Source organism: Terrabacter sp. Ter38, from assembly GCF_024519435.1.
Lineage (GTDB): Bacteria > Actinomycetota > Actinomycetes > Actinomycetales > Dermatophilaceae > Terrabacter.
Genome location: NZ_JALJRZ010000004.1, coordinates 277,326 through 292,327, shown reverse-complemented (window position 1 = coordinate 292,327; position 15,002 = coordinate 277,326). Strand labels below are relative to the sequence as shown.

At 72.6% G+C, this 15,002-nt stretch carries 16 protein-coding genes; 7 read left to right on the top strand and 9 right to left on the bottom strand.

All coding sequences use genetic code 11. The features are described from left to right. Positions 1-12: 12 nt before the first annotated feature. A complete protein-coding gene (locus NR112_RS11190) occupies positions 13-351 on the top strand; it encodes a VOC family protein (protein ID WP_256794357.1) in 339 nt (112 codons plus the stop codon). A 66-nt stretch (positions 352-417) separates the two neighbouring features. Here the strand turns inward: NR112_RS11190 and NR112_RS11185 are convergent, their stop codons facing one another. From NR112_RS11185 to NR112_RS11175, 3 genes are all read right to left on the bottom strand, one after another. Beyond that, on the bottom strand, positions 418-1,107 hold the full coding sequence (locus tag NR112_RS11185) for a hypothetical protein (protein ID WP_256794355.1): 690 nt from the start codon (positions 1,105-1,107) through the stop codon (positions 418-420). A gap of 123 nt (positions 1,108-1,230) precedes the next feature. Beyond that, complete coding sequence (locus NR112_RS11180; RefSeq protein ID WP_020143723.1) at positions 1,231-1,866, bottom strand: VOC family protein; 636 nt, start codon at positions 1,864-1,866, stop codon at positions 1,231-1,233. A gap of 140 nt (positions 1,867-2,006) precedes the next feature. Further along, positions 2,007-2,864 carry an RNA methyltransferase gene (locus tag NR112_RS11175; protein WP_256794504.1) on the bottom strand — a complete coding sequence of 286 codons (858 nt, stop codon included), beginning with the start codon at positions 2,862-2,864 and terminating at the stop codon, positions 2,007-2,009. A 177-nt stretch (positions 2,865-3,041) separates the two neighbouring features. Here NR112_RS11175 and NR112_RS11170 point away from each other — a divergent pair, with 177 nt between their 5' ends. From NR112_RS11170 to NR112_RS11145, 6 genes are all read left to right on the top strand, one after another. Then, the gene (locus NR112_RS11170; RefSeq protein WP_256794354.1) at positions 3,042-3,461 is read left to right on the top strand and encodes a VOC family protein; all 420 of its coding nucleotides are present in this window, start codon (positions 3,042-3,044) and stop codon (positions 3,459-3,461) included. 76 nt (positions 3,462-3,537) lie between these two features. Then, positions 3,538-4,098: a cysteine hydrolase family protein gene (locus tag NR112_RS11165; protein ID WP_256794353.1), complete on the top strand. Its 561-nt coding sequence runs from the start codon at positions 3,538-3,540 to the stop codon at positions 4,096-4,098. A gap of 447 nt (positions 4,099-4,545) precedes the next feature. After that, entirely contained in the window at positions 4,546-5,322 is a 777-nt protein-coding gene (locus NR112_RS11160; protein WP_256794351.1) for a response regulator transcription factor, read from the top strand. Beyond that, positions 5,319-6,707, top strand: a complete 1,389-nt coding sequence (locus NR112_RS11155) for a HAMP domain-containing sensor histidine kinase (RefSeq protein ID WP_256794349.1) — start codon at positions 5,319-5,321, stop codon at positions 6,705-6,707. Before NR112_RS11160 ends, NR112_RS11155 begins: the two co-directional genes overlap by 4 nt. Positions 6,708-6,889: 182 nt before the next feature. Continuing rightward, positions 6,890-7,582 carry an NADPH-dependent F420 reductase gene (locus tag NR112_RS11150; protein ID WP_256794348.1) on the top strand — a complete coding sequence of 231 codons (693 nt, stop codon included), beginning with the start codon at positions 6,890-6,892 and terminating at the stop codon, positions 7,580-7,582. A gap of 188 nt (positions 7,583-7,770) precedes the next feature. Continuing rightward, the gene (locus NR112_RS11145; protein ID WP_256794347.1) at positions 7,771-8,820 is read left to right on the top strand and encodes a TerC family protein; all 1,050 of its coding nucleotides are present in this window, start codon (positions 7,771-7,773) and stop codon (positions 8,818-8,820) included. 143 nt (positions 8,821-8,963) lie between these two features. Here the strand turns inward: NR112_RS11145 and NR112_RS11140 are convergent, their stop codons facing one another. The 6 genes from NR112_RS11140 to NR112_RS11115 all read right to left on the bottom strand — a co-directional run bounded on the left by NR112_RS11140 (position 8,964) and on the right by NR112_RS11115 (position 14,914). Continuing rightward, positions 8,964-9,581 carry a hypothetical protein gene (locus tag NR112_RS11140; RefSeq protein WP_256794345.1) on the bottom strand — a complete coding sequence of 206 codons (618 nt, stop codon included), beginning with the start codon at positions 9,579-9,581 and terminating at the stop codon, positions 8,964-8,966. A 195-nt stretch (positions 9,582-9,776) separates the two neighbouring features. After that, entirely contained in the window at positions 9,777-11,219 is a 1,443-nt protein-coding gene (locus tag NR112_RS11135; protein ID WP_256794344.1) for an amidohydrolase family protein, read from the bottom strand. Then, on the bottom strand, positions 11,204-12,037 hold the full coding sequence (locus NR112_RS11130; RefSeq protein ID WP_256794342.1) for a uracil-DNA glycosylase family protein: 834 nt from the start codon (positions 12,035-12,037) through the stop codon (positions 11,204-11,206). The genes NR112_RS11135 and NR112_RS11130 overlap by 16 nt, the downstream gene beginning before the upstream one ends. A 98-nt stretch (positions 12,038-12,135) precedes the next feature. Continuing rightward, the gene (locus tag NR112_RS11125; protein WP_256794340.1) at positions 12,136-13,461 is read right to left on the bottom strand and encodes a sigma-70 family RNA polymerase sigma factor; all 1,326 of its coding nucleotides are present in this window, start codon (positions 13,459-13,461) and stop codon (positions 12,136-12,138) included. Between the two features lie 29 nt (positions 13,462-13,490). Continuing rightward, positions 13,491-13,931 carry a YciI family protein gene (locus NR112_RS11120; RefSeq protein WP_256794339.1) on the bottom strand — a complete coding sequence of 147 codons (441 nt, stop codon included), beginning with the start codon at positions 13,929-13,931 and terminating at the stop codon, positions 13,491-13,493. A gap of 125 nt (positions 13,932-14,056) precedes the next feature. Beyond that, positions 14,057-14,914 carry an HAD family hydrolase gene (locus tag NR112_RS11115; protein WP_256794337.1) on the bottom strand — a complete coding sequence of 286 codons (858 nt, stop codon included), beginning with the start codon at positions 14,912-14,914 and terminating at the stop codon, positions 14,057-14,059. Between the last annotated feature and the right edge of the window lie 88 nt (positions 14,915-15,002).

Below are 15,002 nucleotides of genomic sequence, written 5' to 3'. Positions count from 1 at the left end.
TAGGTTCGGGTCATGGTGGCCTTCGTGAAGTCGGTGACGTTCGACTGCGCCGAGCCGTTGCGGCTCGCGAATTTCTGGGCCGCCGCCCTCGGCTCGAACGTCGACGAGGACAGCACGGACGAGCGGGCCTGGGTCGAGCCGGCAGGCTGGGGCGGCCCGACCCTGTGGTTCCAGCCCGTCCCCGAGCCCAAGACCGCGAAGAACCGGCAGCACTTCGACCTGCGCACCATGGACACCGTCGAGGCCGAGGTCGAGCGTCTCGTCGCCCTGGGCGCGACCGTCACCGGTCGCGACGGCGACGTCGTGGTCATGGCCGACCCCGAGGGCAACGAGTTCTGCGTCGAGTCCTGACAGACGCCGCGGGCACGACACTGTCGGTCGACGTGAACGCGCGGCAGTCTCAGCGGCGCGGCTACCTCAACCGGGAGGCGGGGCGTCCCCGGGCGACGACCCCAGCGCCCCACGCGGCGGCGTCCCCGAGTCGCCGGCCGTGAGCTGCGGCGCACCGGAGCCGGTCAGGTACGCATGGACGTTCGCGGCCACCTCGCGCAGCGGGCGGGGCGGCAGGTAGGCCGACGCCCCCGCGTCGAGCAGGCGGCTGACGGGGCCCGGTGCGCTGACGCCGAGCTCGTCGTCCTCGATCTCGGTGACGATGATCCGGGCCCGGGGGAACATCCCGCGCAGCGACCCGAGCAGCTGCGGGCTCACCGGGTGGGTCAGCACGACGTCGGCGCTCGTCGGGGCCCTGAGCAGGTCGAGGACGATGTAGCCGTCGCCCAGCTCGTCGGAGAGTCGCTGGCGCGCGGCCGTCGACAGCTTCGTCGCGGTCGCCACCACCACGACCCCCTCGGGCACCCGCTCCGGACCACGACCGTCGTCCTCGCGACCGACCCGATCCGGCTCCGGTCCGCCCACGACGGTGCCCACCAGGACGCTCGGCTGGTGCACGAGCACGCCGATCTCACGCCCGTCGCGGCGGAGCACGACCTCGTGACCGGCGACCATCGCCTCCACCGCCGCGCGCACCTCGCGGGGCAGCGTCTCGAGGTCGAGGGACGGCACGGCCCCCCGACGGTCGCGTCCCGGCACCGGCAGCTCCAGCGGCATTCAGGCACCGTAACCGAACCGCGCGCGGCTGCCCGGTCCGCGACACGGCATACGCCCTCGGGACGACGAACGGCGGCCACCCCGAAGGGGTGACCGCCGTTCGCGTGCGAGTTGGTGACTCGGTCAGATGGTGACCTTGCCGGCCGGGGTGTCGAAGGTGACCGACAGCAGACCCGGCGTGCCGTGTGGGGCGACGAAGGTGAAGTCGATGCCGCCCTTGTCGAAGGTGTCCTCCGGGCCGAGCCACTCGCGCACGCGCTTGGGGTCACCGGCGATCTGGAGGTTGTCGATGGAGACCGACGTGTCGGCGCCCGCGGAGGGGTGCACCGTCATGTCGTCCCACTCGATGAAGTAGGGGACCTGGGGGTCCGCCATGAGGCCCTTGATGCCGAGCTGGCGCCACTTGAGCTCGGTGCCGTCGGGACGGTGCCGGTTGCCCGGGACCGACTCGCGGCCGAGGCGCTGCTCGACCACGGCGATGTCGTCGACGGCGACGACCCAGCCGAGCCAGCCACCGCCGGCCTCGGACGCGGCGCGGACGGCCTGCCCGAAGGGGGCCTTGTCGGAGGCCGGGTGGTCCAGCACCTCGACGACCTCGAGGTAGTGGTCCTTGGCCAAGGGGAAGATCACGTTGCGCGTGCCGAACCGGGGATGCACCCCTCCGTCGACCGGCGCGACGCCGATGAGCTCGGACAGTCGGGCGGCTGTGGCCTTGAGGCCACCGGCCTCCGCTGCATAGGAGACGTGGTCAACTCGCATACAGAACATCGTGACACACGCCAAGGGGTGCTCTTGACCACCCCTCCCCGTCTCTTGCGGGGCTCGTCACACGCGTCACATGAATGAAACCTGAGTGTCATCTCGTATGCCGTCCCGCTGGCTCCCGGAGGGCCGTCCGGTCAGCGCGCGTCGCGTTGGCGGACCGCCTCGTAGAGCACGATCGCGGCCGATGCGGCGACGTTGAGGCTGTTGGCCTTGCCGTGCATGGGAATCCGGACGCGATGGGTCGCGGCGTCGAGCAGGGTGCGGTCGGCGCCGTGCTTCTCGCTGCCGACGGCGATGGCCACGCGGCCGGTGTAGTCGACGTCGGTGTGCAGCACGTCGGTCTCCGGGGTCGTGACGACGAGCCGGATGTCGTGGCTCGCGAGCCACTCGAGCGCGTCGGCCGTCGTCGCGCTCGCGGCCGGCACGGCGAAGACCGTGCCCTTGCTGGCGCGCACGACGTTGGGGTTGCCCCAGTCGGTGACGGGGTCGGCCGCCACGACGGCGTCGACCCCCGCGGCGTCGGCGGTGCGGAGCATGGCGCCGAGGTTGCCGGGCTTCTCGACGCCCTGGCTGAGCAGGGTGAGGTGGTCGGGCCCGTCGACGCGCAGGTCGCCGAGGGAGACGCCGATGCGGTCGACGACGGCGATGAGGCCGTCGGGTCCCTCGCGATAGCTGACCTTCTCGAAAGCGCCGCGGCTGAGGTGCACGACCTCGACGCGGTCGTCGCGCAGGCGCGCGAGCAGGTCGGTCTGGTGGCCGATGTCCTGGCTCCCGGCTTGGCCGGCGGGGCTGAAGAGCTCCTCGCAGACGTAGACGGTCCCCGGGCGCACGCCGGCCGACAGGGCGAGGCCGATCTCCTCGTAGCCCTCGACGAGCGTCTGGCCGGTCTCCTCGCGCGTGCGTCGGCGGCGCAGGGAGAGCAGGCCCTTGAGGCGCGGGTTGGACGCGGACGTGATGGTGAGCTCGCGGGAGGCGTGGGTCGGGTTCGTCATCTTCGTCATGGCCGGCCCAGCATCCCATCCCCGCAACACACCGAGAAGGTCGCAACACCCCGTGATCCGACCACGGTGTGTTGCGACCTTCTCGGTGTGTTGTCCGGTGGGTGCACTCGGGGGCTGTGCGCGGGCCGCACTTCTATGGTGGAGGTCGATCGCGATCGAGGAGGCTCCGTGACCGAGTTCCCCCGCCTGATGCACACCGCCCTCGACACCGAGGACGCCCGCGCCCTCGCCGAGTTCTACCGCGCGCTGCTCGGCCTGCACTACCGGCCCGGCGACGAGCCCCCGGCAGGCGGGGCCGAGGACGACGCCGACTGGCTCGTCCTGCTCGACGCCGAGGGCGTCCGGCGACTCGCGGTCCAGCAGGTCGACGGTCCGCTGCCGCGCTCGACGTGGCCCACCCACGAGGTGCCGATGCAGCTGCACGTCGACTACGCCGTGCCGACCTTCGCCGAGCTCGAGCGTCATCGGGACCGGGCGCTCTCACTGGGCGCGCAGGTGCTGCTCGACCGTACCGACGACGACAGTGAGCCGCTCGTCGTGCTCGCCGACCCGGCCGGCCACCCGTTCTGCCTGCTCGTCGCGCCCTGAGAGCCACGGTGTCGGTGCGCAGGCGTAGCGTCGTCGGAGCGAGGAACCAGACCGAGACCCGGAGGTGCGAGCCGCCATGACCACCCTCGAAGGACGCCCCAACACCGCACTGCTCGTCATCGACGTCCAGAACGACGTCGTCTCGGGCGCGCACGACCGCGACGGCGTCATCGCCCGCATCAACGGCCTCGTCGACAAGGCGCGCAACGAGCAGGTCCCCGTCATCTGGGTGCAGCACTCCGACGACAACATGCAGATCGACACCGAGGGTTGGCAGTACGTCCCCGAGCTGGCCCGTGCCGAGTCCGAGCCGCTCGTCCACAAGCGCTACGGCGACTCCTTCGAGGACACCGACCTCGAGTCGGTCCTCGCCGAGCGCCGGGTCGGTCGGGTCGTCGTCACCGGCGCCCAGACCGACGCCTGCATCCGCTCGACACTGCACGGCGCTCTCGTGCGTGGCTACGACACGACGCTCGTCGGCGACGCCCACACGACCGAGGACCTCCGTCAGTGGGGTGTCCCCGTCGCCCCCGAGCAGGTCATCGCCCACACCAACACGTACTGGTCCTGGTCGGACGCGCCCGGCCGCACGGGTGATGTCGTGCCCGCGGCCGAGGTCGACTTCGACCCGCGCTGACCAGGGGCGTAGCCCGCGACGGCCGGGCACGAGCGCCGGCCCAGGCTGAAGCCATGCTCGACACGGTGGCCGCGCTGCCCGTCTGGCAGGCGTTCCTCGCGCTCTTCGCGAGCGCGATGGTGCGGTCCAACGGCACCTACTGGGTCAGCCGGCCGCCGTCGTCGGGTCGACCCTCTGGGCGGTGCTCTACGCGACGGTCGGGCTCGCCGTGGTGCAGGCCTGGCTCGCAGCCGAGGCCGGGTCGTGGTGGGGCGTGGTGGTCGTCGTCCTCGTCGTGGCCGGAGCCGTCGTGTGGGTCGTGTCCCATCGCCGCCGTGCCCACCTGAGAGCGCAGCCCGTCCCCGGTCGAGTGAACGCTCCGTTTCCCCCTAGTCAGCGCCCCATCCCCTGACACGACCCGAACACGGGCGTGACGTGCGCGCCGCCTGCGCTCACTACGCTGCGATCGTGTCCACCGAGCCCGGCTCCGGCCCTGAGCGCCGCCCCGACCCCGGCCGCGGTCTCGTGCTCGTCGTCGAGGACGAGCCGGCCATCGCGGACGTGTTGCGGCTCAACCTCCGGGCGGCCGGCTACGGCGTCGAGGTCGTCACGGACGGGGCGAGCGCCCTCGACGCGGCGCGCGACCTGCGCCCGAGTGCCATCGTGCTCGACATCGGCCTGCCGGTCCTCGACGGGATCGAGGTGTGTCGCCGCCTCCGCGGGCGCGGCGACTGGACGCCGGTCCTCTTCGTGACGGCGCGCGACGACGAGGTCGACCGCATCGTCGGTCTCGAGCTCGGAGCCGACGACTACATCACGAAACCCTTCTCCCCGCGGGAGGTCGTGGCACGGCTCGGGGGGGTGCTGCGACGCACCCGCGGGGAGTCCCAGTCACCCGAGGTGCTCAGCGCCGGCGACCTGAGCATCGACCTGACCAGCCACGAGGTGCGGGTCGCCGGGCGCGAGATCGCCTTGACCGCCACGGAGTTCGACCTCCTGACGCACCTCGTGCGCCGTCCGGGGGTCGTCTTCACTCGCGAGCAGCTGCTCAGTGACGTGTGGGGATATGCCGCGACGGCCGGCGGGCGCACCGTCGACGTCCACGTCGCCCAGCTGCGCGCCAAGCTCGGCGACGCCAGCCCGATCCGCACCGTGCGATCCGTCGGGTATGCCGCCGCGCGGGCTCCGCACGAGGGTGCCGCCCCGCCCCCGGACGCCCCGCGAGCGCCCGGGCCGAGACCGTGACGGGCTCGCGCGGGACGCTGTCGCGACGGATCGTCCTGCTCGCCGTCGGCATCGCGGTGCTGACCGCGCTCCTCGCCGGCCTGCTCGCCGTCGGCCTGACCCGCACGTCCGCCGACGACGCGGCCCGGCGCACGCTGTCGCGCATCGCCGACGCCGCCGCCGAGCGCGCCGACTCGGGCGTCGTCGCACGGGCGGCCCAGAACAAGGCGGTCCGCACGCTCGGCGCGCTCGGGATCGAGTCCGCGAGCATCGGACGCGGCGGCGCCATGACGTCGACGAGCGCCCTCGCCCGTGACGCCCTGACCCCGGCCCGGCAGAGGGCCCTCCTCGCCGGCCGCACCCTCTCGACCCGCGACGACCTCGGTGGCGCACTCGTCCTCGTCGAGGGGCGACCGACCGACGCCGGCGGCATCATCCTCGTACAGCGCCGGTCCGATGCGACGGCGGACTCCGACCGGCTCGTGCGCCGCGTCCTGCTCGCGCTCGTCATCGCCGCCGTCGTCGCGGTCGTCGTCAGCATCGCCGTCGCGAAGCGCCTGTCCCGGCCGCTGCGGCGCACGGCCGACGCGGCACACGCCCTCGCGGCCGGTCAGCGCGACGTGCGGGTGCCGGTCGAGGGTCCCGACGAGGTCGCGGAGGTGGCGAGCGCCCTCAACTCCCTGTCGAGCTCGCTGGCCCGGTCCGAGGAGCGCCAGCGCGACTTCCTCCTCTCGGTGTCGCACGACCTGCGCACGCCCCTGACCGGCATCAGCGGCTACGCCGAGTCGCTCGCGAGCGGCGTCGTCCCCGCCGAGGACACCGCCCGGGTCGGCGGCGTCGTCCTCACCGAGGCGAAGCGTCTCGAGCGGCTCGTCGGCGACCTGCTCGACCTCGCGCGGCTCGGCGCCGACAGCCAGAGCGTCCACCCTGAGCGCACCGACCTCGTCGCCCTCGGCCGCGAGGTCGAGTCGGTCTGGTCCCGGCGGTGCGCTGCCGTGGGGGTGTCCTTCACCTTCGTCCCGGCCGTGGCCGTCGTGTGGACGGTCACCGACCCGGCTCGGGTGCGCCAGCTCCTCGACGGGCTGCTCGAGAACGCCCTACGAGTCACGCCGTCGGGCCGCCCGATCGTCGTCGAGGTGCGCCGCGAACCGGGCTCCCCCACGGACGTGGCCGTCATCGAGGTGCGCGACGGCGGTCCCGGCCTGACCGACGAGGACCTCGCCGTCGCGTTCGAGCCGTCGGTCCTGCACGAGCGCTACCGCGGCATCCGTCCCGTCGGCACCGGCCTCGGCCTGGCCATCGTCGGGCGGCTCGCCCACCTGCTCGGCGGGACCGTGCAGGCCGGGCACGCGGCCGAGGGAGGCGCCCGCTTCACCCTGCGCCTCCCCCACGCCACCACGTCCTGACGGCGCCGGCCCGCCGTCGGCAGCGGACGGCATACGCCCTCGGCGCCGTCCGCGGGGCGCGCGTCGCATGGATCGGCGCATCGTCCTCCCTCCGGTGGGGTCAGGACCCCACCGGAGGCCACACCATCGGCAGGACCATCCGGCTCTCGGAATGAGCCGGGCACCCCGTCGGTTGACGAGGCATGACCACCTGGGGCTTCATCGGCAGCGGCAACATCGGCAGCACCGTCGCCCGGCTCGCGATCGCGGCCGGGCACGACGTCGTCCTGAGCAACAGCAGGGGTCCCGAGACCCTCGCGGAGCTCGTGGCCGAGCTCGGCCCGCATGCCCGAGCCGCCACGGCGCAGGAGGCCGCCGCTGCCGGCGACCTGGTCGTCGTGACGATCCCGCTCAAGGCCTACCGCGACGTGCCCGTCGACGAGCTCGCCGGCAAGGTCGTCATCGACACGATGAACTACTACCCTCAGCGCGACGGTCAGATCGAGGCTCTCGACGACGGCTCCACGACGAGCTCCGAGCTGCTCCAGGCGCACCTGCCGCAGTCGTACGTCGTCAAGGCCTTCAACAACATCTACGTCCAGCACCTGCGCGACCTCGCCCAGCCGCTGCTGCCTGCCGGCGCCGACGGCCGTAGTGCCTTGGCGATCGCCGGCGACGGGCCCGCCGCGAAGGACGCCGTGCGCCGCGCTTTCGACGCCATCGGCTACGACACCCTCGACCTCGGCCCGCTCGCCGAGGGCTGGCGCACCCAGCCCGGCCAGCCGGCCTACGGGCTCCAGTACGCCAAGGACGAGGCCGACTGGACTGCCGGGGCCCGCCCGGTCAGCTCCGACGAGCTCGCCGGCCGCGCCATGCGGGCCACGCGCGAGGCCTGAAGGCGACGCTGCCGGCGCGCAACCCTCGACAGGCCGTTTGGGCGGCGGTCGCGCCACCCGTACGATGATCCGCGAGGGGAGTACTTCCTCGCGCGCTCCGGTCAGTACGGTGGTCCGACGACCACCCCGGTCCGCGGCCGACGGCAGTCGGTGAAGGAGACCTCAGACATCACGGTCTGAGGAGACTCATGCTCACTGCCCTATCCGCCGCCACCCCGGCGCCGCCCGCTGGCTCGCTCGAGTCGATCGGCACGCCCACACTGTGGATCGCGACGATCGCCGGGGTCGCCGCCCTCTTCGCGATCGACTTCCTCGTCACCCGCCGCCCGCACGACCCGAGCATGCGCGAGGCGATCGGCTGGTCGGCGTTCTACATCGCGATCCCCGTCGTCTTCGGCGGCTGGCTCTGGTGGCGGTACGGCTCCCAGCAGAGCGTCGAGTACTACGCCGGCTACCTCGTCGAGAAGTCGCTCTCGGTCGACAACCTCTTCGTCTTCATCATCCTGCTCTCGGCCTTCGCCGTGCCGCGCGAGCTGCGCCAGCGGGTGCTGCTCATCGGCGTCGGGGGCGCCCTCGTCCTCCGTGGCATCTTCATCGCGCTCGGCGCGCAGATGATCGCGAGCTTCGCCTGGACCTTCTTGCTCTTCGGCGCGATCCTGCTCGCCACGGCGGTCAAGGTCGGCCGCGACGCCCTCTCGCCCACCGACCACAGCATCGACGTCGACCAGCTGCGCAGCGTCAGGCTGATCCGCCGATTCCACCCCGTCACCGACACCTACGCGGGCACCAGTCTCGTTGTCCGCCAAGGCGGCCGGCGCGCCCTGACGCCGCTCGCCCTCGTCGCCGTCGCCATCCTCGGCACCGACATCGTCTTCGCCATCGACTCGGTGCCGGCCGTCTACGGCATCACCGGCGACCCCTACCTCGTCTTCGCGACGAACGCCTTCGCGCTGCTCGGCCTGCGCGCGCTCTACTTCGTCCTCGAGGGCGCCCTGGCCAAGCTCGTGCACCTCGGCCACGGCCTGTCGCTCATCCTCGCCTTCATCGGCGTCAAGCTCGTCCTGCACTGGGCGCACGGCGTGTGGCCGGCCGTTCCCGAGATCCCGACGCTGCTCTCGCTCGGTGTCATCATCGGCATCCTCGCGGTCGTCACCGTGACGAGCCTGGCGGCCAACACGCGGTCGGCCGAGCAGGCCGACGAGCCCGAGGACGAGGCGTCGTCCGTGCCGCACGCCTGACCGGACGTGGGCCGGCCGGCCACACGGCATACGCGGTCGTATGCCGTGCCGACGGCCACGAGGGAGGCGTCCCGTGGGGCGGCCGGGACGCCTACATCGACTGCGCACCCCGTCCGGCCCGTCCCCGGACGGGGTGCCGCGTCTCAGCTCGTCGCGCTCGGGGAGGGAGAGCCGCCGGGCTGGGACGTCGTGACCTTGAAGACGACGAGACGGGCCGTCGGGTTCGTCGCGCCGATGCCGGTGACGAGCGCCTTGGCCCCGACCGTGACGGCCCCGATGGTCGAGTCGACGCCCTTGCCGTTGGAGCGGACGCGAACCTTGGTGTCGGCTGCGATGGCGAAGGTCTGCGAGAAGCCGTCCTTGGCCTTGACCGTGATCGAGCCCTTCGAGACGGCGGTGACGTCGCCGCGGATCGCCTGGTGGGTGACCGGACCGGACGTGGCCTCGGTGACCCACGTGCCGTGCAGCGCCCGGAGCATCCGGGCGCGCAGACCCTTGCGGTCACCCTTCACGGCGGCCGCCCCCTGGCTCGAGTCGTCGAGGGCCGGGGTGGCTACGGCTGCCGAGACGAGGTCGATGGTGTCGCCGTCCGTCGCGGCCGCGTCCTGCACGGCCGTGGCACCCACGGCGCTGGCTGCGGGGCCGGTCGAGTCGGTCTTCGAGCAGGCGCCGAGCGCGAGGCTGCCGAGGACGAGGACCGCCGCACCGAGGGCGGTGGAGGAGCGCTTGAGGCCGGTCGCCCGGCGGGTGTCGGTGTTCATGGCCCCTACGTTCGCGCACCCAGGTGAAGCCTCGGTCCGGGTCGTGTTCGGATCGTGTTCGGGCGGCGGCCGCTGGGCCAGAGCGCAGGCGCAGCCGGTCGGAGTCAGCCACACACCGGACGCGGCGGGTGGCTGGCTCCACGGTGTGCGCCACGAGCGATGGACGCGCCCACCGCACGCCAGGGGCGTGTGCCGTCAGGCGAAGACCGGGCCCACCGCGGCGTAGGCGCCGGTGAGGGCCGTGCGGACCGCCGAGAGGGACGGCACGTCGCTGCCACCCTGGAAGCCGGTGTCGAGCCGCATCGGCTTGCCCCACGCGGTGAGGTCCTCGATCGTCGTGCCGGTCGCGGCACCGGACAGCTGCCCGAACCAGTCGGCGCGGCCGTACGTGACGTCGCCCCCGATGCAGACGAGGTCGACCCACGACGGGTCCGCGAGGCACACGTTCTCGTAGGGGTCCGGGTGGTGCCGTTCCAGCACGACGAGGTCGGCGGGGCGGCCCTGCGCGACGGAGCCGAGGTGGTCGTCGAGCCCGGCCAGCCGCGCAGCGACGGAGGTGACCATGGCCACGAGGTCGGCGGCTGCGATCGAGTGTCCCTGCCGAGCGAGCTCGCGGCGGGCGACCTTCATCTCGGCGAGCAGGCTCGTGGAGCCCGAGGGCAGCCAGTCGGCCCCGAGGGCGACCGGCATCCCGGCCGCGATCGCCTCGCCCGCGAGGGTCGTCTCGCCGTAGAGGCGCAGGTTGGACTGCGGCGACCACACGAGCCGGCAGCCGAGCTCCGCGACGGTGTGCAGGTCGTCGGCGGTCAGGGTGCTGCCGTGGATGATGTTCGTCGCCGACGTCGCCCCGCCGAGCGTCAGGAAACGCTGGAACTCCTTGGCGCTCACAGCATCCCCACGCCTCCCCTCGCACAGGTGCAGGTAGAAGGCGTTGACGTCTCCGGCCGCGATCCGCGCCATGACGGCCTCGAAGCTCGGCAGCCCGAACGACCCCGAGGGCAGGTCGATCATCGAGCGCGCGCGGTGTGCACCGAAGGCCCACTGGTCGAGGTTGCGCACGAGCGGCTCGGACGACGCGCTGCTCGCACCCGACGCGCCCTGGATGCCCGTGACGCCGCCGACGAGCGCGCGCACCTCGGCGTAGCGGGTCTGTGTCTTGGGCGGCACCTGCGTGAGCAGGAGGTTCTGCGGGTCGCGGACGAGAGCCTGGTAGGGCTTGGACCGCCGCCACGCGTAGCGGTTGTCGTAGAGCTTCGGCGGCTCCCACGCGGCGAAGACGTTGAACTCCGGGTGACCGTGCAGGTCGAGCAGGCCGGGCAGGATGACGCCGTCGGTCTCGAGCACGGCGACGTCGGTCGGCTTGCGCTTGGAGACTCGGTCGATGAGCCCGCCCGCGACCGTGACGTAGCCGCTCGACCACGCCCCGTCGGGGGTGATGACGGCGCCGTGCAGCGCGAAGGGTGCCGGCGGCAGCGCCCGGGAGCGGCGCGTCGGCTCGGGCAGCTCCTCGGTGATGCCGCGGGCGTAGGCCTTGGCGAACGGCCCCGGGCCTGCGCCGGACCCGCCCGGCTCCCAGTGCTCGTTGGCGGACGTCGTGCCGGCGCTGGGTCGCGCCGGTCGGGTCACAGAGCTGGCCATGTGCGGGCTCCCTTCGGGACGACGACGGTGATCGTCGCGCGCTTCGTCTGCTTGTCGTCGCCGGTGCGGCTCGCCCACGCGTCCACGTCGCGCCACCACGCGGGCGCACCGGGCGGGAGGTCGACCTCCGGGATGGGCGCGAGGTCCGTGGGACCCCACGTGGCGGCATACGGGGTCAGGTCGGTAGGCCCCTCGGGGGTGACGTGCGCCGCGAGGTCGGCGAGGTGTTCGTTCCAGTTGGCGATCTGAGCGGCTGTCGTCTCGGCGAGCGGCTTGCCGGAGGCACGTGCGAATCCCTCGGCGTACGTGGGGTGCCGGATCGCTGCGAGGTGCAACGATCCAGCGGTGTCGGGCTGGGTCCGCGCCCATGCGGCGTACGCCGTGGCCGCGAGGTCGCCGAGCGCGACGACGGCGGTGACGTCCGTGCCGACGAGAAGGGCGTCGAGCCAGCGGTTCCGGTAGGCCGCGATGGCGGGGTCCTTGGCGTGGCGGCTCCCGGCGGCCTGCCCGAACACGCTGTAGAGGTAGACGTTGACCATGGCGTATGCCGTGTGGACGCCGACCTTGGCCAGCAGCCCCTGGACGCGCTGCCCGGCCTCACCGACGAGGATGCGGCGCGAGATCGCTTCGTGGGTCGCCGGATCCTGACCGAGGACGAGCACGCGGGCGCTGCCGTCGAGCCGGCCACGGTGGAAGACAGGCCCCCACTCGGTGCGGAAGTCGTCCGACGGGTAGACGTCGTCGCCGGGATAGTCGGAGACGAGCGACGCGAAGGGCTCGGCGCCGTAGCCGACACAGCTCTGGTGCACCACGGCCATGGCAGACCTCCACCCGATCGACAGCCGTTGTCAGTGCAGGGTGTCTCGACGGTAGTCCTGATACATCGACCTCGTCGGCCGTTTCGTGTCTGTGGCGTTCAGTCCTCGCGGGCCGCCCGGCGCAGGAGGAGCGCCCTCTCGGCGTCGTTCTGCGTCATGCCGGCAGCGCGGGCGAACTCGGCGCGGGCCTCCTCGTCGCGGCCGAGGCGGGCGAGCAGGTCGCCACGGACGCTCGGCAGCAGGTGGTAGTCGGCGAGCGCGCCTGACGCCACGAGTCCGTCGACGACCTCGAGTGCGGCGGCCGGCCCGTCGGCGTAGGACAGGGCCACCGCACGGTTGAGGTCGATGACGGGCGACGGGCGACTCGCTCCCAGCTGCGCGTAGAGCGCGACGATGCGCGGCCAGTCGGTGGCCTCGGGCGTGCGGGCGCGGGCGTGGCAGGCGGCGATGGCGGCCTGCAGCACATAGGGACCGGCGGGCCCCCGGGCAGCGTCGACGAGCGACACGGCCCGATCGAGAGCGGCGAGTGCATGGCGGATCAGGGCCCAGTCCCACTTCGTGCGGTCCTGGTCCAGGAGCAGGACCGGCTCGCCGTCGTGACCGATGCGGGCCCGGGTGCGCGAGGCCTGGATCTCCATGAGGGCGAGCAGGCCGTGCACCTCGGGCTCTCCGGGCGCCAGGGCCGCGAGGACGCGCCCGAGCCGGATGGCCTCCTCCATGAGGTCGCCGCGCACCCAGTCGCGACCTGACGTGGCGGCATACCCCTCGTTGAAGATGAGGTAGACGACCTCGAGGACCGACGCGAGCCGTGGTGCCAGCTCGGCGCCCGACGGCACCTCGATGGTGACGCCGTCCTGGCTCAGGGTCTTCTTGGCCCGCGAGATGCGCTGGGCGATGGTCGGCTCGGTGGTGAGGAAGGCACGGGCGATCTCACGCGTCGTCAGCCCACCGATCATCCTCAGCGTCAGGGAGATTCGCGCCTGAGCGGTCAGGGCGGGATGGCACGCGGCAAAGACCAGGCCGAGGACGTCGTCGTCGATGTCCTCGAGCGCGGCGTCGAAGTCGCCCTCGGCCAGCTCGGCCACGCGCAGCTCCTCCACGTGTCCCACCTGCTGCAGCTTGCTCGCGAGGTTGACGTCGCGCCGGATGCGGTCGATGGCGCGCCGCCTCGCGGTCGCCGTCAGCCAGGCACCCGGCTTCGTCGGGATGCCGTCGCGGGGCCACTGCTCGAGCGCCTGCACGAACGCGTCCTGCGCGAGGTCCTCGGCGAGACCGACGTCCCCGACGACGCGGGCGACGACGGCCGTCACCTTGGCGGCCTCCATGCGCCACACGGCCTCGAGCGTGCGCTGGACGTCGTCGTGCGATGCGCGGGTGGCCTGTGACGCGGTGGTCTCGTGGGTCTGGTCGGCGGTCGATGACACCCCGACACTCTGGCACGGACCGGTGTCGTTCAGCCCCGGGCGGCGTTGCGCGCGGCCTCGGCGCGCATCTGCTCATCGCGCTCGCGCATCTCGGGTGTGAAGGCGTCGCCGAAGTCCTCAGCGGCGAACACCTGGCGCAGCTCGAGCGCCTGACCGGGGTCGGGCGCGCACGACACCGGCCACTTCCGGATCCACTCGAGCGCCTCCTCGCGGGAGCTGACGTCGATGATCGTGAAGCCGGCGACGAGCTCCTTGGCCTCGGCGAACGGCCCGTCGGTGACCACCCAGTCGCCGTCCTCGTACGTGACGCGCGCACCCTTGGCGGTCGGGTGCAACCCCTGCCCGTCGACGAAGACGCCGGCCTTGAGCATCTCCTCGTTGTAGGCCTGCATGTCGGCGAACTGCTGCTCCGTGCCGGTCGTGCCCTGCTCGGTCTCGGGGGTGCTGTGGACGATGATCATGAAACGCATGGCGGTCTCCTCCTGCAGTCGGTGCACGGTCGTCGGACCGTGCTCACCTCTACGTCGAACGGGGCGGACCGTTCTCGACACGACACCCGAGAGTCCTTCGGCGACGTCTCGGTGGCCTACCGGGTCTAGAGCTCGAGCCGCGCGGTCGCGGCCGACTCGACGCCGTCGCGGAAGGGGACGCCTGCCCGCGCGGCCTGCCCGACGGCCTCGAGCACGGGGACGAGGCCGTCGTCGTCGACGTGGCCGGTCACCTCGTCGGCGACGGCCTTGACCTGGTCGGGGGCGTTGCCCATGGCGACGCCCCACGCAGCCCAGTGGAGCATCTCGAGGTCGTTGCGCTGGTCGCCGCACGCGACGGTGTGGATCGGCTCGACGTGCAGCTGGCGACGGACGAGCTCGAGCGCACTCGCCTTGGACACGCCCTCGGGGTTGATGTCCAGCCACGCTGACCAGCCGACGGCATACGACACCCCGTGCAGACCGGCGCGCTCGACCAGCTCCATGAACTCCTCGGCCGTGGCCTCGGGCTGGCGCAGGGTGACGCGGGTGACGGGGTGCGCGATGAGCTCGTCCCAGTCGACCTCGCGCGACTCACCCATGAGCTCACCGTCGGGGAAGTGCTTGCTCACCTTGAAGCCGACGCCCGGCTCCTCGACGGCGATGAGCGCGTCGGGGAGGGCGACGCGCATCTTCTCGAGCACCGCCCGCGGGTCGAAGGTCACCATGTCGATGATCGAGTAGCCCTCTGCCGCAGAGGGGTCGATCCTGAGCGTCAGTGCGCCGTTGGAGCAGATGGCGTATCCCTGGCGCAGGCCGAGCGCCTCGAGGATCGGCGTCGTCGCGATGATCGAACGGCCCGTCGCGATGACGACGGCGACGTCGTCGGGCAGCGCCTGGACGGCGTCACGGACGCGGTCGGAGAGCTCGCCCATGTGGTTGAGAGTCGTGCCGTCGAGGTCGAGGGCGAGCAGTCGCTGTGCCATGCGCTCACCGTATCGTCCGGCTCGAGCCGCCCATGCAGGCCCGGACGCTCGTCGCCGGAGCGCCGCGCAACCGTCACAGCCCCGTCAC